Annotated in this window: 23 protein-coding genes, 1 pseudogene and 1 riboswitch; of the genes and pseudogenes, 20 read left to right on the top strand and 4 right to left on the bottom strand. The window is 47.5% G+C overall.

What is annotated here, in order from left to right; all coding sequences use genetic code 11:
- Nucleotides 1-2: 2 nt before the first annotated feature.
- On the bottom strand, nt 3-1,367 hold the full coding sequence (locus JCR24_RS03520; RefSeq protein ID WP_011231259.1) for an RsmF rRNA methyltransferase first C-terminal domain-containing protein: 1,365 nt from the start codon (nt 1,365-1,367) through the stop codon (nt 3-5).
- A 28-nt stretch (nt 1,368-1,395) separates the two neighbouring features.
- Nucleotides 1,396-1,989, bottom strand: coding sequence for a glycerol-3-phosphate 1-O-acyltransferase PlsY (gene plsY, locus JCR24_RS03515; RefSeq protein WP_094238708.1), 594 nt, complete (start codon nt 1,987-1,989; stop codon nt 1,396-1,398).
- A 175-nt stretch (nt 1,990-2,164) separates the two neighbouring features.
- Here plsY and JCR24_RS03510 point away from each other — a divergent pair, with 175 nt between their 5' ends.
- The 3 genes from JCR24_RS03510 (at nt 2,165) to JCR24_RS03500 (ending at nt 5,021) form a co-directional block, all read left to right on the top strand.
- Nucleotides 2,165-2,590: an OsmC family protein gene (locus tag JCR24_RS03510; protein ID WP_021322616.1), complete on the top strand. Its 426-nt coding sequence runs from the start codon at nt 2,165-2,167 to the stop codon at nt 2,588-2,590.
- Nucleotides 2,591-2,801: 211 nt separating this feature from the next.
- On the top strand, nt 2,802-3,128 hold the full coding sequence (locus tag JCR24_RS03505; RefSeq protein WP_370643296.1) for a hypothetical protein: 327 nt from the start codon (nt 2,802-2,804) through the stop codon (nt 3,126-3,128).
- Between the two features lie 270 nt (nt 3,129-3,398).
- Nucleotides 3,399-5,021 (top strand): bifunctional metallophosphatase/5'-nucleotidase, encoded by a 1,623-nt coding sequence (locus JCR24_RS03500; protein ID WP_238980094.1) that lies wholly within the window; start codon nt 3,399-3,401, stop codon nt 5,019-5,021.
- 168 nt (nt 5,022-5,189) lie between these two features.
- Here JCR24_RS03500 and pepT read toward each other — a convergent pair whose 3' ends face one another.
- On the bottom strand, nt 5,190-6,425 hold the full coding sequence (gene pepT, locus JCR24_RS03495; protein WP_238980093.1) for a peptidase T: 1,236 nt from the start codon (nt 6,423-6,425) through the stop codon (nt 5,190-5,192).
- A gap of 37 nt (nt 6,426-6,462) precedes the next feature.
- Between pepT and JCR24_RS03490 the strand changes: the two genes are divergently transcribed.
- The 3 genes from JCR24_RS03490 (at nt 6,463) to JCR24_RS03480 (ending at nt 9,240) form a co-directional block, all read left to right on the top strand.
- Nucleotides 6,463-6,729 carry a hypothetical protein gene (locus JCR24_RS03490; RefSeq protein WP_238980092.1) on the top strand — a complete coding sequence of 89 codons (267 nt, stop codon included), beginning with the start codon at nt 6,463-6,465 and terminating at the stop codon, nt 6,727-6,729.
- A gap of 338 nt (nt 6,730-7,067) precedes the next feature.
- The gene (locus JCR24_RS03485; protein ID WP_238980091.1) at nt 7,068-8,282 is read left to right on the top strand and encodes a threonine synthase; all 1,215 of its coding nucleotides are present in this window, start codon (nt 7,068-7,070) and stop codon (nt 8,280-8,282) included.
- An 87-nt stretch (nt 8,283-8,369) separates the two neighbouring features.
- Nucleotides 8,370-8,501, top strand: a riboswitch (FMN riboswitch).
- Between the two features lie 154 nt (nt 8,502-8,655).
- Nucleotides 8,656-9,240: an ECF transporter S component gene (locus JCR24_RS03480; RefSeq protein WP_238980090.1), complete on the top strand. Its 585-nt coding sequence runs from the start codon at nt 8,656-8,658 to the stop codon at nt 9,238-9,240.
- 75 nt (nt 9,241-9,315) lie between these two features.
- On the opposite strand, the gene JCR24_RS03475 is transcribed toward JCR24_RS03480, so the two are convergent.
- Nucleotides 9,316-9,933, bottom strand: a complete 618-nt coding sequence (locus JCR24_RS03475) for a sulfite oxidase-like oxidoreductase (RefSeq protein WP_238980089.1) — start codon at nt 9,931-9,933, stop codon at nt 9,316-9,318.
- Nucleotides 9,934-10,277: 344 nt separating this feature from the next.
- Between JCR24_RS03475 and JCR24_RS03470 the strand changes: the two genes are divergently transcribed.
- The 14 genes and pseudogenes from JCR24_RS03470 (at nt 10,278) to rhaB (ending at nt 26,031) form a co-directional block, all read left to right on the top strand.
- Nucleotides 10,278-10,964 carry a DUF969 domain-containing protein gene (locus JCR24_RS03470; RefSeq protein WP_238980088.1) on the top strand — a complete coding sequence of 229 codons (687 nt, stop codon included), beginning with the start codon at nt 10,278-10,280 and terminating at the stop codon, nt 10,962-10,964.
- The gene (locus tag JCR24_RS03465; protein ID WP_238980087.1) at nt 10,965-11,927 is read left to right on the top strand and encodes a DUF979 domain-containing protein; all 963 of its coding nucleotides are present in this window, start codon (nt 10,965-10,967) and stop codon (nt 11,925-11,927) included. It begins immediately after the preceding gene.
- 29 nt (nt 11,928-11,956) lie between these two features.
- The gene (pcp, locus tag JCR24_RS03460) at nt 11,957-12,604 is read left to right on the top strand and encodes a pyroglutamyl-peptidase I (protein WP_238980086.1); all 648 of its coding nucleotides are present in this window, start codon (nt 11,957-11,959) and stop codon (nt 12,602-12,604) included.
- 52 nt (nt 12,605-12,656) lie between these two features.
- Nucleotides 12,657-12,851 (top strand): annotated as a pseudogene (locus tag JCR24_RS03455) (transporter, sodium/bile acid symporter family protein); the annotation flags it as partial.
- Nucleotides 12,852-13,307: 456 nt separating this feature from the next.
- Nucleotides 13,308-14,099, top strand: a complete 792-nt coding sequence (locus JCR24_RS03450; protein WP_238980085.1) for a DeoR/GlpR family DNA-binding transcription regulator — start codon at nt 13,308-13,310, stop codon at nt 14,097-14,099.
- A gap of 149 nt (nt 14,100-14,248) precedes the next feature.
- Nucleotides 14,249-15,913, top strand: a complete 1,665-nt coding sequence (locus JCR24_RS03445) for a ribulokinase (RefSeq protein ID WP_025950645.1) — start codon at nt 14,249-14,251, stop codon at nt 15,911-15,913.
- A gap of 13 nt (nt 15,914-15,926) precedes the next feature.
- A complete protein-coding gene (gene rpe / locus JCR24_RS03440; protein WP_128577987.1) occupies nt 15,927-16,625 on the top strand; it encodes a ribulose-phosphate 3-epimerase in 699 nt (232 codons plus the stop codon).
- Between the two features lie 4 nt (nt 16,626-16,629).
- Entirely contained in the window at nt 16,630-17,607 is a 978-nt protein-coding gene (gene rbsK, locus JCR24_RS03435; RefSeq protein WP_063192641.1) for a ribokinase, read from the top strand.
- A 20-nt stretch (nt 17,608-17,627) separates the two neighbouring features.
- Nucleotides 17,628-19,187: a sugar ABC transporter ATP-binding protein gene (locus tag JCR24_RS03430; RefSeq protein ID WP_063192640.1), complete on the top strand. Its 1,560-nt coding sequence runs from the start codon at nt 17,628-17,630 to the stop codon at nt 19,185-19,187.
- Nucleotides 19,184-20,167 carry an ABC transporter permease gene (locus JCR24_RS03425; protein WP_025950641.1) on the top strand — a complete coding sequence of 328 codons (984 nt, stop codon included), beginning with the start codon at nt 19,184-19,186 and terminating at the stop codon, nt 20,165-20,167. Before JCR24_RS03430 ends, JCR24_RS03425 begins: the two co-directional genes overlap by 4 nt.
- Nucleotides 20,168-20,182: 15 nt before the next feature.
- A complete protein-coding gene (locus JCR24_RS03420; RefSeq protein ID WP_238980084.1) occupies nt 20,183-21,139 on the top strand; it encodes an ABC transporter permease in 957 nt (318 codons plus the stop codon).
- 76 nt (nt 21,140-21,215) lie between these two features.
- The gene (locus tag JCR24_RS03415) at nt 21,216-22,259 is read left to right on the top strand and encodes an autoinducer 2 ABC transporter substrate-binding protein (protein ID WP_238980083.1); all 1,044 of its coding nucleotides are present in this window, start codon (nt 21,216-21,218) and stop codon (nt 22,257-22,259) included.
- Nucleotides 22,260-22,473: 214 nt separating this feature from the next.
- On the top strand, nt 22,474-24,543 hold the full coding sequence (locus JCR24_RS03410; protein WP_238980082.1) for a bifunctional aldolase/short-chain dehydrogenase: 2,070 nt from the start codon (nt 22,474-22,476) through the stop codon (nt 24,541-24,543).
- 75 nt (nt 24,544-24,618) lie between these two features.
- Nucleotides 24,619-26,031 (top strand): rhamnulokinase, encoded by a 1,413-nt coding sequence (gene rhaB, locus JCR24_RS03405; protein ID WP_063192634.1) that lies wholly within the window; start codon nt 24,619-24,621, stop codon nt 26,029-26,031.
- The last annotated feature ends 1 nt before the right edge of the window (nt 26,032 follow it).

The raw sequence follows: 26,032 nt of genomic DNA, 5'->3' as shown, positions 1-26,032 counted from the left end.
TTTTAGACGAGGCGCAGCCCTTTTGGATAAAAGTTTTTCACCGTTCCTTTCACTTCTTTCCCCCAGGCGAACGGAAATCCATCCACGGCCACAAGCAGCCAACCGCGGTCGCCGCCGGTGGAAAGCGTCTCGCCGCGCCAATATTGGACGATTTCGCGGCTTGCGCTCGATAGGTCAAGCACATGTTTCGCTTCCTCTGTCCGCAGCGCCAAGGCAAGGGCATGGTTCGGCTCAAACCGCTCTTTTTTCACATCCCCTAAGTGCAACCCGGCGCGGACGATTTTCAAACCGGACAAATCCGGGCAACGCTCGGGCAACACAGTCAAATGGGCGCCAAATGACACGAACGTGCCGTCTCGCTCTGTCCACAATGCCTCTTGTTCAAACTGGCGATACAGGCGGATCGCGGCTTTTGGCGCGTTCGCTTTTGCCCGTCGCCCCTGCCAAGGCGGGGTGGAGCGCTGCTTTTGCAGCTTGGCGACAAAATGCCCTTCCCCTTTCAGACGGTGCGGCCAAAGGCGGGCGGCGTGGACGAGATCGGATCGATTGGTTTTCGTCCATTCCGGCCGCCCTGGCTCAAGCCCTCCCGCTTTGGCGATCGGCAACAGCCGCAAGTCATCGTACGTCTCAAGCAGCCATTCAATCGTTTGTTCGTTTTCCTCCGGAGAGAACGTGCACGTGGAATAGACGAGAATGCCGCCTTCTTTCAGCATCGCATAGGCGCTTTCCAAAATGCGCCGCTGTCTGGCCGCACATTCTTCCACATAAGCCGGGCTCCAAAACGAAGCGGCCTCTTCATCCTTGCGAAACATTCCTTCGCCGGAACAGGGGGCGTCGACTAAAATTTTGTCAAAAAAGCCCGGAAACTGCTCGGCAAGCGCCTCGGGAGTTTCATTGACGACAACGGTGTTCGTCAAGCCGAACCGTTCGACGTTCTCTGCGAGCGCTTTGACCCGTTTCGGGTGGATTTCGTTGGCGACAAGCAGCCCTTTGTTTTCCATCATCGCTCCAAGCTGGGTCGTTTTCCCGCCAGGGGCGGCGCACAAGTCAAGCACCCTCTCCCCAGGGGCGGGACGCAGCGCTTCGGCGACCGCCATCGCGCTCGGTTCTTGAATGTAATACAGGCCGGCCGCATGGTACGGATGCTTTCCCGGCTGTTCGTCCGGCTCATAATAAAACCCGGTCGGGCAAAACGGCACCGGGGAAAGGGAAAAGGGCGCCGTTTTTGCCCATGCGCCCGGGTCGGTTTTCAACGGATTGACGCGCAAGCCGTTGATTTTTTCATTTTCATAAACAGCGAAAAACTCGTCTGCTTCTTCATCAAGCAGCTTCTTCATTTTCGCGACAAATGCTTCCGGCAATCTCAACGCAGCAAACTCCTTTCTCCGTCCGTCGTCATGAGCGTTTGCCTGGCCATTTCACTTTTGGCTCCGTTTTGTTCAAGATGCGCTTGATGTTGGCGCGATGACGATAAAAGATAAACGAAGCCAGCAACAACACTGCCACCGTCAATGGAATGTCGTCCGTGAAAAAGACGGTGTACACGACCGCGTACAGCGCCGCGGCCATCGATGACAGCGAGACGTAGCGTGAAACAGCCAAGACGACAAGAAACACGGCGATGAGCGACAAAAAGAACAACGGCGAATAAAACAGCATCACCCCGCCCGATGTCGCCACCGCCTTGCCGCCGCGGAACTTGGCGAACACCGGATACATATGGCCGACGACTGCCACCGCTCCGGCCAAAAGCGGATGCACGGGGACGGAAAAAAACATCGGCAAGCTTGCCGCCAGCGTTCCTTTCAACATATCCCCGACAATGACGATCGTGCCCGCTTTCGCCCCAAGCACGCGGAACGTGTTCGTTCCTCCGAGATTGCCGCTTCCATGTTCGCGGATGTCGATCCCGTAGCCGATTTTCCCGACAAGAAGGCCAAACGGAATCGAGCCGAGAAGATAAGCAAGAAGCAAAATGAGTGCGGTCATCGAATCAAACACCCTTTACTCAACAAGTTTGTGCATGTTTCTATTTTAACATGCATGAGCGAAAACGGTAGACAGGAATTTTGCATTTCAAGGACATAGCCGCTAAACTGAAAAGAAGAAACGGGCTGTCGGAACGTCCGTCCGACCCCGGACAGATGAGAAAGGAGCGACCATGATGAAAACGACGGTTGTATGGAACGGAAACATGTCATTCAGCGGCCAAAGCGCTTCCGGTGTGGTGATTCCGATCGACGCCGCGAAAGACGTCGGCGGCAACGATTCAGGCGCTCGGCCGATGGAGCTGTTGCTTCACGCCTTAGCCGGCTGCACCGGCATTGACATCGTTTTGATCTTGCGGAAAATGCGGCTTGACGTCCGCGCGTTTTCGATGGAAGTCGAAGGAACGCGCGCCGATGACCACCCGAAGCGGTTTACCGACATTCATATTCATTATGCGCTCGAAGGCGATTTGCCGGAAGACAAAGTCGCCCGCGCCATTCGGTTGTCAAAAGAAAAATATTGTTCCGTTTCCCATTCGTTAAATGCCGCCATTACGGCGAGCTATTCGATCAACGGCGTGCGCGGGAAGGAGACGATCTAACCAAAGAAAAGAACGTGGCGTTCATGTTTGTTTCGCGTGGCATAGCACGGAATGGCAAAACGATGAAAAAGGTGTTCCGATCGTTGGCGGAACACCTTTTTTGTGTTCGAACGAATAACGGCGATCAGCCGTTTGGATAGACGCCTTGCCGTCCCGCTTTTCTTCGCGTTATGTCTGATAGGCAGCGCACAAAAAAACGTTGTCCTCATACTTGACACGCGACGGCTTGTTCGACTCGACGCAAGGATTGTTGACGACCGGTCATGCGTCGTTGTTCATCACCCAACTGCTTGGCGCGTTGACGGTCATCGTTTGGGGCTTCGTCAGCGGTGCGCTCATCGCGAATGTGTGCGACAGCACGGTCGGGCTCCGGGCGACAGAGCGTGAGGAAGAAGAAGGACTCGATATGGCGTACCACGGCATTCCGGCTTACAATGAACTCGAGCGGTTTGCCGATCTCCCGGGCGGGTTGTACGATTTTGAGGAGACGACCGGCATTCGCGTTGCTCCGTTAAACAAGAAAAACGCGGTTGGTTGAACGCTCTTGCATCTGCGTTTGTGCTTCGAGGCGGGAGATTTTTGGGAACACTCGCCCACGACAGGCTGTCCACCGAGCTAACAGGGAAAGGCTGTCCGAAGAGATGCGTTTGACTCTATCGAGCGGTCTTTTTGTTTCTGTTGTTCTCAACAGTCAGTTGTGAATTTACAAAATATTTACAGAAAAATCATCCTTTCTGCTCTATGATTGTATGGACTCGCAAGGATATAATGGGAGTGAACGAGAAGGCGAGAGAAAGGGGAACCGGGAATGAAGAATTCCAAACGATGGGGAAGACGGGTGCTATCCGCATTGGCTGCTGCAGCGGTGCTGGCCGCGGCTCCAGTTGGGGCGGCAGGGAACGGGAAAAGCAAGGGGAAGCCGCCTGCTTCTTCGCACCGTTATATTGAGGTGCAGCTGTTAGGCATTAACGACTTCCACGGCCAGTTGAATGTGACGAGAAAAGTCGGCGGGCGGGAAGTCGGACGGGCTGATTATTTGGCTGCCTATTTGAAACAGCGGGAGGCGGAAAACAAAAACACGCTGCTCGTCCATGCCGGCGATGCGGTTGGCGCCAGCCCCCCGGTATCAGCGCTGCTGCAAGATGAACCGACGATCGAAGTGCTCAATAAGCTCGGCTTTGACGTCGGCACCCTTGGCAACCATGAGTTTGATGAAGGAGTAGCGGAAATGCTCCGCTTGATCCATGGCGGATATCACCCGGCGACCGGCGATTTCGCCGGAGCAGATTTTCCGTACGTGAGCGCCAACGTCGTTGATGCGCAAACGGGAAAGCCGATTCTCCCGCCATATGTGATTAAGCGGGTCAACGGCATGCCGATCGGATTGATCGGCGTCACGCTCACGGAAACACCAACGATTGTGACGCCAAGCGGCGTCGCGGGAGTCAAGTTCATCGATGAGGCAACAGCGATTAACAAAGCGGTCCGGGAACTGAAGAAAAAAGGGGTGCAAACGATCGTCGTTCTCGCCCATAACCCAGGCGTATCCAATCCGGATGGGACAAACGCAAGCGGGGAAATTGTCGATATCGCCAAAAATGTCGATGATGAAGTCGATGTGATTTTCGCCGGTCATAACCATGCCTATTTAAATGCGGTTGTGGACGGCAAGCTGCTCGTTCAGTCGTATTCGTACGGCACGGCGTTTTCGGATGTCGATTTGAAAATCGACCCGCGTACGAAAGACGTCGTCGCCAAAAAAGCGGAGATCGTGACGACCTATCATGACGGCATCACTCCGGACCCGGAAATCCGTGCCCTCGTCGAAAAATATGAAGCGAAAGTGGCGCCGCTTGTCAATCAAGTCGTCGGCACAGCGGCCGAAACGATCACCGATGAACAAAACGAAAGCGGCGAGTCCGCCTTGGGCAATTTGATCGCCGATGCCCAGCGGGCGGCGATGAAAACCGATTTTGCCTTTATGAACCCGGGCGGCATTCGCGCCGATATTGAACAAGGCGAAGTGACGTGGGGCGAATTGTACAACGTTCAGCCGTTCAACAACCAGCTCGTGAAAATGACGCTTACCGGCGCGCAAATCCGCCAGCTTTTGAATCAACAATGGCAGCCAACCCAAACGCGCATGCTGCAAATCTCCGGCCTCCGTTATACATGGGGCGCCAGCAGACCGGCAGGGAACAAAGTCGTTGACATTCAGCTTCCTGATGGCACACCGCTGAACCCGGACGGCGAGTACACGGTGACGGTCAACAGCTTCCTCGCCGACGGCGGCGATGGGTTCACGGTGTTGACCCAAGGGACCAACCGCGAAGTAGGGCCGGTCGATTTGGATGCCCTTGTCTCCTACATTCGCGGCCTTGAGCAACCGTTCTCGGCACGAATTGAGGGGCGGATCAACCGTCTTCCGTAACAGGTGTTGACCGAGGAAAAAGGATGGAAGGGCGAACGGTCGCTTATCTAATGAAAAAGGTGTCCCCAAAAGACTCGGGACACCTTTTCTTCGCTTCGAATGGCGGGTTTGCTGCCGCATGTGCTTGAATGACCGAAAACAGATCGTTCAAGCGAGTGTTTCCGCAGCTTAAGATGCTTTTTGCTCGAACAGCTTGATGATCTCGACGATCACTTCGGCCGCTTTCACCATATTGTCGGCGGAAATGTACTCGTAGCGGCCGTGGAAGTTTTCGCCGCCGGCGAAAATGTTCGGCGTCGGCAGCCCCATATAGGACAGCTGCGACCCGTCCGTGCCGCCGCGGATCGGTTTCACCTTCGGTTCAATGCCCAAGTTCGTCATCGCTTCGTGGGCGATGTCAACAATGTGGCGCACCGGCTCGATTTTTTCGCGCATGTTGTAATATTGGTCGTTGATTTCGAGAGTGATTCGGTCGTTTCCATATTTTTGCGCAAGCGAAGCGGCGATCTCTTTCATTTTCGCTTTGCGAGCCTCGAACTGTTCGCGGTCAAAGTCACGGATGATGTAGTGAAGCTTCGTTTCCTCTACACTGCCTTGGAACGAAAGCAAATGGTAAAACCCTTCGTATCCTTCGGTATGTTCAGGCGCCTCATCGGCTGGTAGCTGTTGTTGGAATTCCATGGCGATTTTGATCGAATTGATCATTTTTCCTTTCGCCGTACCCGGGTGCACGTTTTTTCCTTTGATCGTGATTTTCGCTTCCGCCGCGTTAAAGCTTTCATATTCCAACTCGCCGAGCGGCCCGCCGTCGACCGTGTAGGCAAATTGGGCGCCGAATTTGGCGACGTCAAACTTGTGCGGCCCGCGGCCGATTTCTTCATCCGGTGTAAAGGCGACGCGCACTTTGCCGTGTTTGATTTCCGGGTGTTGAATGAGATAGTGCATCGCGGTCATAATTTCCGCGATCCCTGCTTTATCGTCGGCGCCAAGCAGCGTCGTCCCGTCCGTCGTAATGAGCGTATGCCCTTTGTAGTGGGCGAGCTCCGGGAAATCGTTCGGCGACAGGGTGATGCCCTGCTCTTTGTTTAAGACGATGTCCCCGCCGTCGTATTGGTCAATGATTTGCGGATTGACGTTGGCTCCCGTAAACTCCGGAGCGGTGTCCATATGAGCCAAAAAGCCGATCGTTGGCACATTTTTGTCCGTATTGGCCGGCAACGTCGCCATCACATAGCCGTTTTCATCGACCGTCACTTCTTCCATCCCGATCGCCTTCAGCTCCTCGACTAACATGTTCGCCAACTCCCATTGTCCTTGGGTCGAGGGGCACGTATGGCTGTTTGGATCGGATTGAGTGTTCACTTTCGCATAGCGGATGAAGCGTTCGATGAGTTCTTGTTTCATCTGTTCATCTCCTCATTTATTTATGTATGGAGGTCGTGTGACGTACGGCTCGTTCCACGTCAGCTTTCGCCCTCATTATCCTGACTGGGGTGGAAAAGCAGGCGGTGTTTTCCATATTTATTTTATCATAAGTGACGTAAACGGCAAAAAAGAAGGCTCAGCCTTTCATGACGAGCCAGCGTCGCAGGGGGAAGGGACGGGCGCATTCAACGCAAAAAGCGGTTCGCTGTCAGGAAGGAACCGCTTCTATGATTTCCGTTATCGGCCTTGCCGCTGTTACATCTTTGGGGCGCGCGCCTTATGATTTTTTTCGCTCTCCGCTTGTTTTTGAACAGCGAGATTTCCTGGCGTGGTCTTCGTCTCAAGATGATTCAAGCTTTCTTTTGTTTTTCTGTCCACTGTGATGACCTCCTTGCCATGCTTGTTAGATGAATGGCCGGCTCGATTACTGGCATGGTCCGCCATTTTCCCGACTATAGTGTTTGCCGGTGTCACGTGATTATGCACAAACAAGCAACTTGGTTTCTAAATATACCGGTAATGGCTATGGTATAATGAAAAGGCCGGTGCCTCGTCAGAAACGTGAAAGCAGGTGCTTCCTGCCTTGGGTGGATGAAACAAACGGAAAGGAGAAGCCAAACCATGCCATACAGCTACGTGTCCCATCTGTATTGTCCGAAATGTGAACGTACATATGATGTCGACCAAGTCCATCAACTTTGCGAATGCGGTTCGCCGCTTCTAGTCGCCTATGATTTGGAGGCGATGCGCCAAGAAGTGGTGAGGGAAGCGCTCAAGGAACGCGAACCGAGCTTATGGCGGTATCATGAGCTGTTGCCGGTGAAACATCCTGAACATATCGTCTCTTTAGGGGAAGGAATGACTCCGCTTGTGCCGATGCCGCGCCTTGGCCGGAACATCGGGATTGATTCGCTCTATATGAAAGACGAGGGAGTCATTCCGACGGGGACGTTTAAAGCCCGCGGGGCGGCGGTTGGGGTTTCCAAAGCGAAAGAACTGGGCGTCAAACAGCTTGCGATGCCGACCAACGGCAATGCGGGAGCGGCGTGGTCGCTGTACGCGGCTCGGGCGGGCATCCGTGCGACGGTCGTCATGCCGGTCGATGCGCCGGAACTGACGCGAAAGGAATGCGCCATCGCCGGAGCGGAATTGTATTTCGTCAACGGTCTCATCAGCGATGCTGGGCAAATCGTGGCGAAAGCGATCCGCGAATATGGCTGGTACGATGCGTCGACGTTGAAAGAACCGTACCGGATTGAAGGAAAGAAAACGATGGGGCTCGAGATCGCTGAACAATTTTCGTGGCAGCTTCCGGATGTCATTTTGTATCCAACTGGCGGCGGCGTCGGACTCATCGGCATTTGGAAGGCGATCAAAGAACTGCAGGCGCTCGGCTGGGTGAACGGCCACATGCCGCGGCTTGTCGCTGTGCAGGCCGAGCATTGTGCGCCGATCGTCAAAGCGTGGCAGGAGAAAAAACACGAATCGGAGTTTTGGCCGAATTCCCATACGGTGGCGTTTGGCATCAATGTGCCGAAAGCGCTCGGTGATTTCCTTGTGCTTGAGGCAGTGTATAAAACGGATGGATGCGCCATTGCGATCAGCGATGAGGACATTTTGGCGGAACAGCGGGCGGTGGCGAAATTGGAAGGGGCGTTCATTTGCCCGGAAGGAGCGGCGGCGTTTGCGGCGGCCCGCCAACTGCGCGAGAGCGGCTGGATTCGCGATGGGGAGACGGTCGTCGTACTCAACACGGGGACGGGATTGAAATACGCCGATTTGGTTCAAGTCGCCCTGTCGGTGCTCGAGCCGGGGGATCTGCTTCCGAACCGGTGATCATCAAGGAGAGAGCAAAAATCATAGACAAATCAAAAACGGAATTGTATACTAAAATCATCGGAATAATTTTAAAAATGAGAAGCGATTCGTCTTCGGGGCAGGGTGAAATTCCCGACCGGCGGTGATGGGGCGTACGCCCCTCAGCCCGCGAGCCGCAAGGCAGGATCCGGTGCGAGTCCGGAGCCGACAGTATAGTCTGGATGGGAGAAGATGAAGGTTTGCCGGCGTTTGGCCTCATGCGCCTGACGTTTAGTTGAGTTCGCCCTTTTTTCTCCCTTAAGCCTCCTGGGGTTTAAGGGTTTTTTATTGGCGTCCGCTCGGCAGCCTTCTTCTTGTGAGGATGGATCACGAGAAGGAGAGAAGAACAAGCATGAAATCACTCAACATCCGCACCTTTGTGGCTGTCAGTGTCTTGAGTGCTGGTGCGTACTTGCTCATGATGCTCAATTTTCCGCTTCCGCCATTTCCGAACTTTTTGCTGATGGATTTCAGCGACATCCCGGCGCTTGTCGCCGCGCTTTTGTATGGCCCGCTTGCCGGCGTGTCTGTGGAACTGTTGAAAAACGTGCTGAACTATTTTCTTGTCGGCAGCGCCACTGGCGTTCCAATTGGACAGATCGCTAACTTCACTGCCGGGGTGGCATTCATGTTGCCTGTTTCCTATATTTATCGAAAAGCTGCGTCAAAAAAAGGCATGTTCCTTGGACTGGCGGCAGGAACAGCGACAATGGCTCTGACTATGAGCGTGCTCAACTACTATGTCTTTTTGCCGGCGTACACGCTCTTCCTTGGCGCTCCGGCCATGAGTGCGCCAGAAACAAAAGCATTGGTCATTTCGGCCATTTTGCCGTTTAACGCGGCAAAAGGAGTGCTCATGGCTGTTGTGTTTATGTTTCTCTTTTTGCGCCTTCGTCCATGGCTGCAAAAACAAGCTGTCGCTCGCCGGGCGGCATAACCAAAAAACGAGGGTTTCTGCGTAAAACCCTCGTTTTTCATTTCTATTGTCAATACGCGGTTTGATCCGATTCCCTCACCAAAGCCGAAACTTTGGCACCGCTTCGGCGAACCGCTCTTCTTTAAACGGATTGGCGGTCATCGAATAGCCTCGCTCTTCCCAGTAGCCCGGCTCGTCCTTTTTCATGAAGCGGATGCCGGACGCCCATTTCGCCCCTTTCCATAAGTAAAACGTCGCCGGCGGAATAAAGCGGAGCGGATAGCCGTGCTTCGGCGAGATGTCTTGCCAATCGTGATGCTTGTCTTTCCACCGGTAGACAAACAGCGCATCGTCGCCCATCAACGCCTCAAGCGGCAAGTTCGCCGAATAACCAAACCGATCGCCGTTTAAATATCCATAAATTTTCACGTATTTGACATCGGGATGCAGCTCCACAAAGCGCAAAAATTCGCGGAAGGCGATGCCTTCAAACGTCGTGTCGAATTTCGACCACGTCGTTACGCAGTGCATATCCACGGTCGAAATCGTCTTCGGCAGCCGCATCACCTCTTGATACGACAGCGTCACCTCTTCTTTCACTTCCCCGAACAGCCGAAAATTCCACGTCGCTTCATCGAATTGGTACACGTCTCCTTCATGCAAAATCGGCCATTTTTCAGTTTCAAATTGGCCGGGAGGGAGTTGTTTTGTCATGGTCGGCACTCCTTTTTTCAGCGAAAATTCTCTTAATTACTTATGATACAAATGATACAAAATAAGGGGCAAGGGCTGCAATGAAGAGGAGGTGTAATGTATCATGACGGGTTCGGTCCGGTTGCCGTTTTATTTTGTTAAAGTAAATTTTCGGAAAGTATTTATTGATTTTTCATTTTTCTTAATTATATAATGATAATAACAAATTTGAAACTATTGTTCCGAAATACGGAACAACAGATGAAGGAGAGAGGGGTTGACTGAGAAAGAAAACAGGATGGGCTGCTATGCAACGATTTGGATGAACATTTTCCGTAAAATGCGCTGGAGAGGGGAAGAAGAACATGGTGCTCATTGGAGTTTTGATCGTTATCATCGGCTTTATTGTTCGCATTAATCCACTTCTTGTCGTGACAGCGGCTGGATTGGTGACAGGACTTCTCGCCCATCAATCGCTACGTGACATTATCGAGCAATTCGGGACGGCGTTTACGACCAACCGGTATATGGCGGTGTTCATCGCCACATTGCCTGTCATCGGCCTTTTAGAACGTTTTGGTTTGCGTGAGCAGGCAGAGAGTGTCGTGGCAAAAATCAAGGCCGCGACAACAGGACGAATTTTAACCGCCTATTTGATTATACGGGAAGCAGCTGCGGCGGCTGGGCTTACTTCCATTGGCGGACATGCCCAAATGGTTCGCCCGCTGGTCGCTCCGATGGCAGAAGGAGCGGCGGAAGCGAAATATGGAAAACTTCCGGATCGTGTCCGTGACGACATTCGCGCTCATTCCGCAGCGGTGGACAACATCGGCCTGTTTTTTGGCGAGGATGTGTTCATCGCCATCGGAGCGATTTTGTTGATGAAAGGGTTTTTTGATCAAAACGGCATTCCGTCTGATCCGCTGCATATGGCGTTATGGGCAATCCCAACCGCCGTGGCCGCGTTGATCGTTCACAGCTTCCGCCTCCATCGGCTGGACCGCTCCCTTCACAAGCTCCTTCATCGGGAGAATGGAAAGGGGAGAGAGTGAATGTGGCTGTCCATTGAAACGGTGTACATATTTTTAGGCATTGTCGTTGTGTTGGGAAGCTTATGGACCTTTGCCGATCGTCAAAACCCGAAGCGCTTCACATCGGGGTTGTTTTATTTTCTTTACGGGGTGGCATTGCTGTTCGGCAGCGTCATTCCCCCGTTTTACACCGGGGTGCTTGTGCTCATTATGGTGGCAATTGTTGGAACAGGGGGATTGAATCTCGGGAGCTACCAAGAGGCGACGCCGGAAGAGAGAAGAAAACATCGCGATCGGCTGAAAAATCGTTTGTTCATCCCTGCCCTGTTGATTCCGATTTTGACTGTCATCGGCGTGACATGGCTGAAGAATGTAAAAATCGGGAACACCTTCCTTTTCGATCCGAAAAACGTAACCCTTGTGTCATTAGGGATGGCGACGTTCATTGCATTGCTCGTCAGCATGGCGATGACCCGATCGACTCCGGTTGTGGCGGTCAAAGAATCGCGCAGACTTCTGGAAGTAATTGGATGGGCTGCTCTCTTGCCGCAGATGCTGGCGACATTGGGGACGATCTTTACGACCGCTGGGGTGGGCGCCGCTGTTTCCAATTTGGCAGGAAGCATGATTCCGACTCATTCGTTGTTTTGGATTGTGGTGGCCTATTGCATAGGGATGGCTTTGTTTACGATGATTATGGGCAATGCTTTTGCCGCGTTCCCGGTCATGACAGCAGGGATCGCCGTTCCACTGCTCATTAAACAATTTGGTGTGGATGCGAATCATGTGGCCGCTCTCGGGATGTTTTCCGGCTACTGCGGCACCTTGATGACGCCGATGGCAGCGAATTTCAACATTGTGCCCGCCGCTTTGCTCGGCTTGAAAGATAAAAACCACGTGATCCGCGTGCAAGTACCGACAGCATTGATTCTGTTGGCGTTCAACATCGCTGCAATGTATGTGGTCACTCTCATCGACTTATAATCTCATGATCGAAAAGGAATGAAGAGGCAATGAAAAAAGTGCTTGTGACAGGATTTGATCCGTTTGGAGGAGAAACGGTGAATCCATCGCTGGAGGCGGCCAAGCAATTAGCTGGATGGAAAACGAACATGCATATCGTTGAAGTTCGAGAGATTCCAACGGTGTTTGGCAAGGCGCTTGAGCAGCTGTACAGCGCGATTGAACACATCGACCCTGACATTGTCATTTGCGTCGGTCAAGCCGGCGGGCGTCCTGGCATTTCTGTTGAAAGAGTGGCGGTGAATGTGAATGATGCCCGCATCCCCGACAACGAAGGCCATCAGCCGACGGATGAGCCCGTTGTCCCCGGCGGCCCTGTCGGCTATTGGTCAACTTTGCCCGTCAAAGCGATTGTCCATGAGTTGAGACGTCATGGCATACCGGCCTCTGTCTCTTATACAGCTGGGACGTTTGTCTGCAATCATGTGTTTTACGGGTTGATGCACTACATCACCCAATCGAAGAAGCCCATTCGCGGCGGATTTATCCATATTCCGTATTTGCCGGAACAAGCCGCCCGGCATCTCGGGCAGCCCAGCATGGCATTAGAAACGATCGTGGAAGGGCTGCGTCTTGCCATTGACGTGGCGGTCGAACGTGAAGAAGATATCCAAGCGGTTGGCGGGCACATTTGTTGAGGAGGATTCCATTTATGACGATCATAGAGAAAATTAGTTCTTTTGCAGGAAAATGGAAGTCGGAATGCAAAACTCCGGATTGGGCGTGGCGATCGCCACAGCCAATTTCTCACCCTTGGCGGCTGTTCCAAGCGCCATTTTCAGCGTGTGGCACAACATATCTGGATCGATCCTCGCGGCGATTTTCAGCCGGATGAATGAGGAGGATCATCATAGGATTGGATTAAAGGAAAAATCAAGGGCGTAGAAGAAGAAAAGAAGATCGTCAACAGCGGCTTTGTAAGAGAGGGCCGCTGTTTTTTAATTGTATATCCTACAAGGATATTTCTATATTCGGACATCTATCAACCGTCATTTTGTCAATCATGTTTTTTCGAGAGACAAATTCATTCACATGACAACAATAGATGGATGTTCAACAAAAGTTGTACTTGACCGTTTCAAAACACGCCATACTTCCTTCTGCAATGAAAAACCAGTAAAACAACGATTTTATACAGGGGAAAACGAGAAAAATCCTCACTTGTCAAGTACACGTTGTGTGGTGATGAACCAATAAGGTTTCAATATAGGGGAAAGGCCCTAAAAAACGTAAAATTCCTTAAAAACGATTTGTGTGTTATATTAGAAAATAGATAATAATAAAAAAATAATAGTTGTTTTTTGTGGGATTCATCAATTTATTTAGAAAGGATGGAGTAGTATGATGATAAAACATGGCCAGTTGGATATGACGTGGGTGGGAAATGAGAGGCAGGCACATATTTTAAAACTTGTTGAGGAATTCGGGTCAGTTCGGGTGGCGGATATGAGCAAAAAATTTAACGTCACCGAAGAGACGATTCGCAGGGATCTTGAACGGTTAGAAAGGGAGGGATTGCTGAAACGTGTACATGGAGGGGCGGTATCCATAAAAAAAAATCAAACAGAAATTCCGTTTTTTAGGCGTCAATCGATTAATATAAAAGAAAAACAAGTGATAGCACAAAAAGCAGCAACTTTTATTGAAAATGGGGATATTATTGCTTTGGATGCCAGTACTACTTCATTGCAAATGGCGAAATACATCCAAGATAAAGAGATTACGGTGATTACAAATTCGATTGCTGTAACGTTGGAGTTAGCAGGGAGAGAAGAAGTCACACTAATCACTATTGGTGGGTATCTTTTAGATAAATCGATGTCATTTGTTGGGATATCTGCTCAAAAAGTTATTGATGATTACCATGTAGATAAGTTCTTTTTCTCATGCACTGGATTTGATGTGCAGAGAGGGGTTAGTGAAGCTCATGAAATGCAGGCCCAGACAAAGAAAAAATTTATTTCTATATCGGATCAACTTTTTTTGCTTGCTGATCACAGCAAATACGGAACAAAATCATTGATTCGGGTAGCTGATTTGGAGGATGTGGATTATTTAATTACGGATGACAAAATGTCTGTGAATGACATGAGAAGCATCAGAAGTTTGGGAATCAATGTTGTTTTGGCTTAACAAAGATGAAACCCCACAAAAATATAATATATTTCAACTTATTTTTTTGTTTTATAATCTCTAATTCAGAAAAAAATATACAAAATGATGTTGAAAAACAAAAATGAATTAATTATAATAATAGTCAAACAATATAGAGGTGAGAACTTTTGAAAGACAAATATGTATTTGGAATAGATTTTGGTACTGAATCCGCTAGAGGTGTACTAGTAAGTACGAAATCAGGGGAAGTCATCGCCTCAGCCGTCTCCTATTATCCTCATGGGGTAATCACAGAGAGGCTACCTGAGTCTGGAGAACTGCTTGAGCCCAATTGGGTGCTTCAACATCCGGGAGATTATTTATATGTATTAAAAGATATAGCAAAACAATGCTTAAAAGGTTCTAAGGTTAACGTCCAAGATGTGATAGGTATCGGGATCGATTTTACTGCGAGTACGATTTTGCCTATTTTTAAAAGTGGTGTTCCCCTTTGTTTTGATCAGAAATACAAAAAAAACCCACATAGCTGGGTTAAGTTATGGAAGCATCATGCAGCACATAAACAAGCCCAACTTATCAATAAAGTAGCACTCGAGAGAAACGAACCCTTTTTGCGTAGGTATGGAGGGGAAATCTCTGAGGAGTGGATGTTGCCTAAGATTTTACAAATATTGCATGAATCCCCGGAGATCTATGATGCTGCAGATAAATTTATCGAAGCCGGTGATTGGATTGTTATGCAGTTGGTTGGGGAAGAAAAACGGAGTTCATGTATGGCGGGGTATAAGGGGTTATGGAGTAAGCATGAAGGATTCCCCTCTAAGGAATATTTAAAATTTGTTCATCCGCGCTTCGAAAACTTAATTGGTGAGAAATTATCGGACAATATTTATCCAATTGGTTCAAGAGCAGGTTTTCTATCCCGAAAAATGGCTTTGGAATTAGGATTAACTGAAAGTGTTGCTGTATCTGTTGCAATTATTGATGCCCATGCTTCTCTGTTGGGTGCTGGAATAAATAAACCTAGAACAATGGTTATGGCGATGGGAACATCGATATGCCATATGTGTGTGGATAAAAGAGAAATTTTTGTGCCCGGGATCAGCGGCGTAGTTGAAGATGGTATTCTGCCTGGTTATTTTGGATACGAAGCTGGGCAGAGCGCCGGGGGAGACTTATTATCATGGTTTGTTAAAAATGGGGCACCTGCTCATTTGATGAGAGAAGCAACATCGGAAAAATCGATATACTGCGTTTTGGAAGAAGAAGCTTCCCGACTCCGGCCAGGAGAGAATGGGTTAATCGCGCTCGATTGGTGGAATGGCAATCGTTCTGTTTTGAAAGATCCAAATCTCACAGGGCTTATTGTTGGTTTTACTTTACAAACCAAACCAGAGCATATATATAGAGCACTGATGGAATCTCTCGGTTTTGGCACAAAGAAGATTTTAAACGCTTTTGTTGAAAACGGTATCAATATTGATGAAATATATGCATGTGGAGGCTTGGCGGAAAAAAACAGGCTATTGATGCAATTGCTTGCAGATATAACAGGTAAAAATGTGCACGTTGTGACATTACCACATACATGTGCTATGGGAGCAGCTGTGCTTGCTGCTGTTGCAGCAGGGAAAACAAGGGGAGGATGGGATACGATCGAGGAGGCTCAGCGCCATATGATTCACTATGAACCTATCGTTTACGAAGTAAATGAAGAAAACAGAAAGATCTATGATCAATTATTTATACAATACGAGTTTTTGTATGATTATTTTGGAAGAGCGAAGTTGATGAAAAACCTTTTATCTATTAAAAATGAGGAATTTGTCTGAGGGGAGATAGTACGTGATTTTAATCGGCCCATCCCTTATGTGCGCTGATATGGGAAATCTCCGAGATAATGTCATTCGTTTAGATAAAGCGGGAGTTGACTATTTTCATTTTGATATTATGGATGGAAAATTTGTTCCGAACTTTACAATGGGGCCGGATATAATTCGAGCGCTAAGGAATTTTACTAATAAACCATTTGATGTCCATCTGATGATTGAAAAACCGGAAGAGCACTTGGGATTATTTATTGATGCCGGAGCGGATATGATCTCAGTGCATGTCGAAGCTACCCTTCATCTCCAAAGAACATTACAAAAGATTCGAGATAGTGGCTTGAAGGCGGGGGTAGCATTAAATCCATCGACCCCTATTTCCACCATTGAATACGTTTTGGATACGGTGGACTATATTACAGTGATGACGGTCAATCCTGGGTTTGCCGGACAAAAATTTATACCTTTAATGAAGAAAAAAATTAGTAAACTGAAAGAGTTGATCACAGAGGCAGACTATGATGTGAATATTCAAGTAGATGGAAACATAGGGTATCAAACAATGCCTGCAGTTTTAGAAAATGGCGCAAATATGCTGGTCTTGGGCACGTCATGCCTATTTAAGAAAGAACTGGCTTTAGAAGATGCTGTTCTTAGGTTAAGACAGTTTATTGATAGTTTTCAAATACAATCAAGTCTAAGATCAAAGGAGAAATAAAAGAATGGCGGATATTGTCGTTGTTGGCAGTATAAACATAGATATAGTAGCTCTTACAGATCGATATCCTGGCCATGGCGATACGGTTTTCGGAAAAAAAATCGAGCTGCTGCCTGGAGGAAAAGGGGCAAACCAGGCAACGGCATGCGCTCGTCTAGGGAAAACTGTCCATATGGTTGGTGCCATCGGAAAGGATCTATATGGGGAGATTGTGTTAAATTCGCTGCAAAAAAACAAAGTTGATACGACCTATGTAAAACGTATAGAGGATAGTCCAACAGGCTGTGCAATTATTGCGATTGATCGTACAGCCGAAAACACCATGCTTGTGGTAAAAGGAGCGAATGACCAGCTACAGGTTGCAGATGTATGCGACGCTTTTTCTGGCATTTCGAACAGCCAAGTTCTGTTAGTTCAAATGGAAGTTCCAGAAGAAGTAGTCATTCAATCTATGATTGAAGCCAAAAAGAAGGATATGTTTGTGATTCTTGATCCTGCGCCAGCTGATGGAATTACGGTGCGTGCGTTGGAATACGCTGATTTAATTATTCCAAACCGTCAAGAGACAAAGGAATTAACTGGAATAGATGTAGTATCGGTGGACACAGCATATGAAGCTGCCAAATGTTTTGAGTTAATGGGAGTAAAAAAGTCGATTATTAAAATGGCTGATAAAGGTTCATTGATCTGCAATGACGGAGAGTTTGAGTATATCCAGGCTGTTCCAGTAACCCCTATAGATACTGTTGGGGCGGGTGATTCCTACGCGGGTGCGCTTGCATGTGCTATTGTTGATGGGGAGGATCTTGTAAGCGCTGCACAATTTGCAACCATCGTCGGGGCGTTGAAGGTGATGAGGCTAGGTGCACAAGTTGGTATTCCGACTATTGAGGAAGTAGATGAGTTCTGTAAGGAGAGGAATCTTATGTACTATAAGTTGAAGAAAGAGAATAATCAAGAAGAAGGCGAATTATTGACGTGAGACGGAAAGGGGGATGGACTATGTCTGAATATTTATTGAGGATGAATCGTATTAGCAAAACGTTCCCTGGGGTTAAAGCGCTTGATGAGGTCAGTCTCGAAGTAAAACATGGTGAAGTTCATGCTTTAATCGGAGAAAATGGTGCAGGAAAGTCCACACTTATTAAAATATTGGCAGGAATTTATCAGCCGGACCCTGGTGCGGAATTTTACTTTGAGGGGCAAAAGGTGCATATAAAAAGGCCATTAGATGCAACTTTGAAGGGGATATCGGTTATTTACCAAGACCTAAGCTTATTCCCTAACTTATCAGTGGCGGAAAATATATATATAGGAAGAGATAGCAACAGCAAGTCGTGGAAAAAAATAAACTGGGGAAAAGTAAGGGAGATAGCGGAGAAAGCGCTAACAGAACTTGATGTTCATCTCGATTTAGACATTCCAGTTGAACGTTTAAGCGTTGCTCAACAACAACTTGTTGAAATTGCAAGGGCTATTGCATTCGATTCTAAGCTCATTGTGATGGATGAGCCGACATCGTCGCTATCCTCGGGAGAAGTTGAAAAGCTCTATAGAGTAATAAATAATCTTAAACAAAAAGGAATTTCTATTATATTTGTCAGTCACAAATTAAAAGAACTATTTACCGTTTCCGATCGGTTTACTGTTTTGAGGGATGGTAAATATGTTGGAACATTTTTGAAAGGGGAACTTGATGAGGAAAAACTTATTACTTTAATGGTTGGACGCAAAGTCCAGTACGAAAGAAATCAAGGAGTTAGAAAGATAGGAAATACGGTTTTAGAAGTGAAGGATTTATCAAAAAAGGGGAATTTTAAGAATATTTCTTTTAGTTTAAGAGAAGGGGAAATTTTAGGAATTACAGGTCTGGTTGGCTCAGGAAGAACGGAACTTGCCCAAGCGATATTTGGGATTAACAGACCTTATACAGGTGAAATTAAAGTTAATGGAAAAACAGTAAATATAACGTCACCGGAGGATGCGGTGAAAAAAGGAATTGCCTATATTCCTGAAAGTCGGAAAACTCAAGGTCTTATTCTGCGACAATCGATTATTAATAATATATCTCTGCCCATTTTGAAAACGTTTCGAAATATGTTTGGCTTAATTAATCGCAAAAAGGAAGTTGATTTAGCCTGTCACTATATGAAAACACTTGATGTTAGGCCGCCTATACCGGAAATGGCTGTTGGCCAGTTATCAGGTGGAAACCAGCAAAAGGTTGTCATTGGAAAATGGCTTTCAACCAAACCGAAAGTTTTAATTGTTGACGAACCGACGAACGGCATTGATATTGGGGCTAAAACAGAAATTCATCAACTTCTCCGTCAGCTTGCTTCAGAAGGAATGGGGATTATTGTGATCTCCTCGGAACTCCCGGAGATTTTAGCGGTAAGTGATCGAGTTTTAGTCATGAGGCATGGAAGAATAGTGGGTGAACTGGGAATTCAAGAGGCCACCCAGGAAAATATTATGAACTATGCGTTACTCGGAGCAAAGCAACAGATAAACTACGAGTATTCAGCAACATACGCAGCAGACAAGGAGGTGCAAATGTGAAGACTGTTTTTAAATCAAAAGAAATGAGTATTGCCGTGATTGTGATTATGCTGTCTATAGTGCTGTCATTTATCAGTCCTGTATTTTTAACATTTGACAATATTGTTGATATTATGAAAGGAAATGCTGTTCTTGGTATTTTAGCTGTAGGGATGACATTGGTCATTATTACCGGGGGGATCGATGTATCAGTAGCGGCGGTAACTAGTGCTGTTTGCGTAATTATCGGAAGACTTTTGTTGCTCCTGCCGGACAGTCCAATATCACTTCTTCTTTTATTTGTAATTGCCCCTTTACTCGGGGGAGTGTTGGGGGGGATCAATGGTTTTCTTGTGTCCAAAATTCAGATCCCAGCTATTGTAGTTACGCTTGGAACAATGAGTATGATTAATGGGTTAGTTTTGTATATCACCAACGGTCAATATTTAAACAGCACAAACTTCCCCAAAATCTTTATTGATTTTGCTAATTTTCAAGTGTTTGGAGTATCTATTCTCATTTTGATATTTCTTGTTGTTGCGCTTTTAACTTGGTTTATTTTGAAGTACACCGTTATTGGCCGTGAAATTTTAGCGGTTGGTGGAAATAAGGAATCAGCCATAAGGGCCGGTATTAACTTTGATAAAGTTCAGATTTTCGTCTTTGCCTATATGGGGTTTTTAGCTGGGATTGCGGCCATTGCGCAAGTCGCTTACACAAAGGCAGTTGACCCAAACGGCCTAGTTGGATTCGAACTCTCAGTTATTGCAGCCGTTGTGTTGGGCGGTGCCAATATTATGGGAGGACGTGGAACAATTTTGGGAACATTTTTAGGGGTTCTTTTGTTGGGGATTATGCAAAATGGTCTTATTTTAGCGCGAATCGATACGTTTTGGCAGAAAATAGTGGTTGGATCCATTATTTTGATTGCTGTTTCATATGATCATATTCAATATAAACGAACCAAAGACAAACTGGCAAAAATTGAGGTAGAGTCATAGAAAGGGGGGGCATAAATGAGAGCGTTGTCAAAAGAGAGCATATTAGGATTGATTGCTGTGGGATTGTTTTGCGTTATGGCGATTATAGCCCCGGGATTTTTAAGCATGGGAAATCTAAATAATATGATGTTCCAGTTGCCTGAGTTTGGATTAATCTCCTTGGCCATGATGATTGTCATCATAACAGGTGGTATTGATCTATCCATTACTTATACCGCAGCGTTATCCGGCGTGGCGATTGCCATCATGCAAAGCCATGGTTATTCCATGATGGCAGCCATACTTGTCGGCATCTTCGTTGGTCTAATTTGCGGTTTTGTTAACGGATTTGTTGTTTCAAAAATCGGTGTATCGCCGATTCTTGTTACGCTAGGAACGATGGTTTTATTTGAGGGGGTGATATTAAGTATAACCAAAGGGAATTCAATTTCTGGGTTTAGTGAAGCTTATGAATTGATAGGAAATGGTTATTATCTCGGGCTAGTTCCGCTGTCTATGATCATCTTCGTCTTCTTTGCCATTTTCACTGCCATTCTTTTAGGAAAAACAAACTGGGGAAGATGTGTGTACATGATTGGAAGCAATCCTGTCGCCACTCTTTTTTCGGGAGTTAACAATAGCAGGATTCTTCTGAAAGTCTACCTTTATGCCTCATTCCTTGCAACGGTGGCAGGGATTATTATGACTTCAAGATACAATATGGCTAAGGTAGACCTTGGGTCTTCATATCTTCTGCAAAGCGTGGCCGCTGCCGTTTTAGGAGGCACAGAAATACAAGGGGGGTATGGGAAAGTAGCTGGAACCATATACGCGGTCATCATTTTCCAAGTGCTTTCCAACGGATTAAACTTGCTTGGTGTTCCGCGGGCGATTGTTAATGTTATTATGGGTGCAATCCTTATTTCTGTTCTTGTAATCAATTTTATTAAAGTGAAGTTAGAGCAAAAGAAAAAACTACAGGCTACTTTGTAAAACATAAAGTTAATCTGACCAGTTCAGTGAGATTAACGGCAAAACTTTGCTAAATTTTATAAAGGGGGAGCTTTACGTGAAACTAAAAAAAGTTCTAGTATCACTTATTTCATTTATTCTTTTAGTTGGTCTTTTTGCAGGCTGTGTTTCTCAAAATAGCGGAACGAACAGCAACCAAGCTGGCGAAAATAAGGAATCCAAAAACGGTAAATTGAAAATCGCTGTAGTCCCAAAACTTGTTGGTATTCCTTATTTCAATGCAGCAGAAAAAGGAGCAGTGCAAGCTGGAAAAGATTTAGGGGTTGATGTTATTTATACTGGCCCAACAGAAGCGGATGCTGCTCAACAAGTCAAAGTCATCGAAGATTTAATCAGTCAAAAAGTAGATGTGATTGCAGTCGCTCCCAATGATCCTGCTGCTTTGACACCAGTATTGAAGAAAGCGAAAGAACAGGGAATTAAAGTCATGGACTGGGATACACCAGCGGACCAATCTGTTGTGGAATTATCAGTTCACCAAATTGATGATGATGCTTACGGTCGCCATATTGCGAAGACATTAGTTGAAAAGATGGGAACTGACAAAGGAGAAATCGCTATTCTAACCGGTGGGCTTTCCGCAGCCAACTTAAATGCTTGGATTGATGCTGCCAAGAAAGAACTGCAAGAGAATTATCCAAACATCAAACTAGTTACAGATAAAATTGCTACAGATGAAAAACAACAAGTTGCTTATCAAAAAACACTGGATTTAATTAAATCATATCCGAATTTAAAAGGTATTATGGCATTTTCGACTCCAGCTCCATTAGGTGCTGCTCAAGCCATTCAAGAAAAAGGTTTGCAAGATAAAATTGCTGTTGTCGGTACAGCATTACCTAAAGATTCGAAGCCTTTCTTAGAAGATAGTTCATTGGATGTTGCCATCTTGTGGGAACCGAACAAACTAGGCTATTTAACCGTTGCTCTTGCAAAGGATTTAGCTGAAGGCAAAACACCTAAAAATGGGCAAAATGTAGAAAATGTGGGGACGATCGAAGTACGAGAGGATGGCAAAACTGTGATCATGGGACCTCCGACTGATTTCACTGCAGAGAATGCTGGGAACTACGATTTCTAAAATTCACTAAAAATATGAAAAAAGGTATCTTAAACCAGTTGGTTTGAGATACCTTTTTTGAACACTTTTTATTAAGTGAATTGGTAGATAACGATTTTATGTCCAACACGATCTATATTCATAAAAAAACAAAAACAAATAAACTTATTCAAATAAATCCAAAAACATATTATAATAATTCTTGATAAAAAATAGGAAAGGTGGCGAAACAAAAATGGTGCAAAATCGTTGGGATGACAACAAAGCAGCACAGCTTCCGAAAGGTCTCGAGGAGCTCGTCTACCGCTCCAATTTGATCGGCTCCGATCGCTCGGTGTGCAACTGGGGCGGGGGAAATACGTCCATGAAGACGATCGAAAAAGATTTCCGCGGTCGCGAGATCGAAGTGATGTGGGTGAAAGGAAGCGGCTCCGATTTAGCGACGATGAAAGCGAAGCATTTTACCGGGCTGCGACTTGAGGATATCCGTCCGCTTATGGAGCGCGAGGAAATGTCGGATGAAGAAATGGTCGAGTATTTGTCCCATTGCATGATCGACCGCAAACATCCGCGTCCGTCCATTGAAACGCTGCTCCATGCGTTTTTGCCGTTCAAACATGTCGACCATACGCATCCGGACGCGATCATTAGCATTTGTTGCGCTGATAACGGCCGACAAATTGCGGAAGAGATTTATGGGAATCGTTTTGTTTGGGTTCCTTATGTACGGCCTGGATTCACATTATCCAAAATGATCTCCGAAGGAGTCAAAAACAATCCCAATGCCGAACTTGTGCTGATGGAAAAGCACGGCCTCGTGACATGGGGAGACACGGCGAAAGAATGTTATGACAAAACGATTTCGATTATTAACGAAGCAGAACAGTACATCCAAGCGCGCATCGATGAAGCACAGGTGTTTGGCGGACAAAAATATGAACCGCTGCCAGCAGCGGAACGGAGAGCGGTGTTCGCTCAAGTATTGCCAGTCATCCGTGGGGCGGTCAGCGATCAAAAACGGATGATTGTCACCTATGACGATGCCGATGATGTGTTGCAATTTGTCAACAGCTATGATGCACCGGTTCTATCGCAAGTCGGGGCGGCTTGCCCGGATCATTTGGTGCATACGAAACGGGTTCCTCTTTACATCGATTGGGATCCACAGTCCGAAGATGTTCCGCGGTTGATCAAAAAAGTGAAAGAAGGAATTGCAAGATTTAAAGAAGAATATAAAGCGTACTTTGAACGCAACAAACAAGAAGGCGACCAAATGTTTGAACCGGCGCCGCGCGTCATTTTGATTCCTGGTCTGGGCATGGTCAACACAGGAAAAAGTCTAACTATGGCGAACGTCAGCGGTGCATTGTACCATCGGGCGATTGCGGTGATGAAAGGAGCGGCGGCTCTAGGAAACTTTGTCTCGTTAAATGAAGAAGAATCGTATCAAGTGGAATATTGGCCGCTTGAGCTGTATAAGTTAACGCTCGCCCCGCCCGAGGCAGAATTTTCGCGGAAAGTCGCATTGGTTACAGGTGGAGCGGGGGGCATCGGCAGTGAAACGTGCCGGCGGCTCGCAGCGGAAGGCGCGCACGTTGTGGTGGCGGATTTGAATATCGAAGGGGCAGAGAAAGTCGCTGCGGAGATCAATGAGGCGTATGGCGAGGGAAGAGCATTGGCCGTCCGCATGGATGTGACGAACGAAGAAGAGGTAAAACAGGCGTTTGCCGAAGCGGCGCTCGCCTACGGCGGGGTTGATATTGTCGTCAACAACGCTGGGTTGGCGACATCAAGCCCGTTTGATGAAACAACGCTGCAAGAGTGGAATTTGAACATGAACGTCCTTGGCACCGGCTACTTCCTTGTCGCCCGTGAGGCGTTCAAGCAAATGAAACAACAAGGCATCGGCGGCAGCATGGTGTTTGTCGGCTCGAAAAACTCGGTGTATGCGGGGAAAAATGCGGCTGCTTACAGCGCAGCGAAGGCGTTGGAAACGCATTTGGCCCGCTGCATCGCCGCTGAAGGAGGGCAATACGGCATTCGCGTCAACTCAGTTCTTCCTGATGCTGTTTTGCAAGGGTCCGCCATTTGGAATTCGGCGTGGCGCGAAGAGCGGGCAAAGGCGTACGGCATTGAACCCGATGAGCTTGAAGACTATTACCGGAAACGGACGACACTGCTTGTCAATGTGTACCCGAAAGACATCGCCGAGGCGATCGCCTTTTTTGCCTCGTCGAAAGCGGAAAAAACGACCGGATGCATGTTGACGGTCGATGGCGGCGTGCCAGCCGCGTTTCCACGCTAATCAACAGCTGGGAAAGGATGCCCTTTCCCGCTGTTTTCTTGAATGAATAGGAAAGCGCTTGCGGAGGGGGGCAGCATGATGGAATGTTGTTTAGCCGTCGATATCGGTGCGTCAAGCGGCCGCGTAATGGCGGGATGGATCAAAGGGGGGCAAATTCAACTCGTTGAAGTACACCGCTTTGCCAATGAAATGATCCAAAAAGGAAATCATTTTTGTTGGGATGTTGCCTATTTATTTGCGGAAATCAAAAAAGGCATTCAATTATGTCGGGAGAAAGGATTGCGCCCAACGAGCATTGGCGTCGATACGTGGGCGGTCGATTTTGTGCTCTTAGATGAACGTGGCCATCGATTGACGGATGCCGTGGCTTATCGCGATCCGCGCACCGACGGCATGATGGAAAAAGTGTTTGACATTGTCGGAAAAGAACGGCTGTATGAGCGAACGGGTATTCAATTTCAAAAGTTTAATACGATTTATCAATTGTATGCCTTAAAACAGGAAGCGCCGGATGTATTGGAACGGGCGCATACGTTTTTGATGATCCCGGATTACTTCCATTATCTGCTCACCGGCCGAACAACAAATGAATATACGAATGCGACGACGACGCAGCTTGTGAACGCGCAGACGAAAACGTGGGATGTGGAACTCGTGCGGGAGCTTGGGCTCAAGGAAACGATGTTCCAGCCGCTGCAGCTGCCCAAAACTGTGCTCGGCCCGCTGCGCAAGGACATCGCGGAAGAGCTCGGCGTTGAGATGACAGTCATTTTGCCGGCCACCCATGATACCGCCTCGGCGGTCGCTGCTGTTCCTGAGCTGGACGATACGATTTACCTAAGCTCAGGTACATGGTCGTTAATGGGAGTGGAATGTCATGAGCCGATTTGCTCGCCTAAGGCGCGCAGCTATAATTTTACGAACGAAGGTGGCATTGATTACCGATTCCGCTTTTTGAAAAATATTATGGGGTTATGGATGATTCAAGAAGTGCGCCGAAACTATGGAAATCAATATTCCTTTGCCGAGCTGGCTGACTTGGCCCGTGCTGAGCGTCATTTCCATGCCATCGTCAATGTCGATGATGAGAGGTTTTTAAAGCCGGAGAACATGATTGCTGCCATCCAAGCGTACTGCCGGGAAACGAATCAGCCGGTGCCCGAAACCCCGGCGCAAGTCGCTAAGTGCGTGTTTGATAGTTTAGTTGTTAGCTATCAAAAGACAGTAGACGAAATGGAAGAAACAACGGGACGAACATTCCAGCAAATCAATGTGATCGGCGGTGGCTGTCAAAATGAATGGCTGAATGAGATGATCGCTGATGCCACTGGGAAGACCGTCTATGCTGGACCTGTCGAGGCGACGGCGATCGGCAACCTCATTGCCCAATGGTTGGCGCTTGGAAAAGTAAGAACGTTGGAAGAAGCTCGGCTGCTTGTTCGTCAATCGTTCCCGTTAAAAAAATTTGTCCCGAAAAAAGGAGAGTGAC

It is taken from the genome of Geobacillus sp. YHL, from assembly GCF_022341265.1.
GTDB lineage: Bacteria > Bacillota > Bacilli > Bacillales > Anoxybacillaceae > Geobacillus > Geobacillus thermoleovorans.
Note: the sequence above shows the minus strand (reverse complement) of the source record. Positions and strands in the feature narration are given on the sequence as shown.

Excerpts from the sequence above, each read along its gene's own strand:
- plsY (WP_094238708.1), bottom strand. The coding sequence starts at position 1,989 with ATGACCGCACTCATTTTGCTTCTTGCTTATCTTCTCGGCTCGATTCCG.
- JCR24_RS03510 (WP_021322616.1), top strand. The coding sequence starts at position 2,165 with ATGAAAACGACGGTTGTATGGAACGGAAACATGTCATTCAGCGGCCAA.
- JCR24_RS03500 (WP_238980094.1), top strand. The coding sequence starts at position 3,399 with ATGAAGAATTCCAAACGATGGGGAAGACGGGTGCTATCCGCATTGGCT.
- pepT (WP_238980093.1), bottom strand. The coding sequence starts at position 6,425 with ATGAAACAAGAACTCATCGAACGCTTCATCCGCTATGCGAAAGTGAAC.
- JCR24_RS03485 (WP_238980091.1), top strand. The coding sequence starts at position 7,068 with ATGCCATACAGCTACGTGTCCCATCTGTATTGTCCGAAATGTGAACGT.
- JCR24_RS03480 (WP_238980090.1), top strand. The coding sequence starts at position 8,656 with ATGAAATCACTCAACATCCGCACCTTTGTGGCTGTCAGTGTCTTGAGT.
- JCR24_RS03475 (WP_238980089.1), bottom strand. The coding sequence starts at position 9,933 with ATGACAAAACAACTCCCTCCCGGCCAATTTGAAACTGAAAAATGGCCG.
- JCR24_RS03470 (WP_238980088.1), top strand. The coding sequence starts at position 10,278 with ATGGTGCTCATTGGAGTTTTGATCGTTATCATCGGCTTTATTGTTCGC.
- JCR24_RS03465 (WP_238980087.1), top strand. The coding sequence starts at position 10,965 with ATGTGGCTGTCCATTGAAACGGTGTACATATTTTTAGGCATTGTCGTT.
- pcp (WP_238980086.1), top strand. The coding sequence starts at position 11,957 with ATGAAAAAAGTGCTTGTGACAGGATTTGATCCGTTTGGAGGAGAAACG.
- JCR24_RS03450 (WP_238980085.1), top strand. The coding sequence starts at position 13,308 with ATGATGATAAAACATGGCCAGTTGGATATGACGTGGGTGGGAAATGAG.
- rbsK (WP_063192641.1), top strand. The coding sequence starts at position 16,630 with ATGGCGGATATTGTCGTTGTTGGCAGTATAAACATAGATATAGTAGCT.
- JCR24_RS03430 (WP_063192640.1), top strand. The coding sequence starts at position 17,628 with ATGTCTGAATATTTATTGAGGATGAATCGTATTAGCAAAACGTTCCCT.
- JCR24_RS03420 (WP_238980084.1), top strand. The coding sequence starts at position 20,183 with ATGAGAGCGTTGTCAAAAGAGAGCATATTAGGATTGATTGCTGTGGGA.
- JCR24_RS03410 (WP_238980082.1), top strand. The coding sequence starts at position 22,474 with ATGGTGCAAAATCGTTGGGATGACAACAAAGCAGCACAGCTTCCGAAA.
- rhaB (WP_063192634.1), top strand. The coding sequence starts at position 24,619 with ATGATGGAATGTTGTTTAGCCGTCGATATCGGTGCGTCAAGCGGCCGC.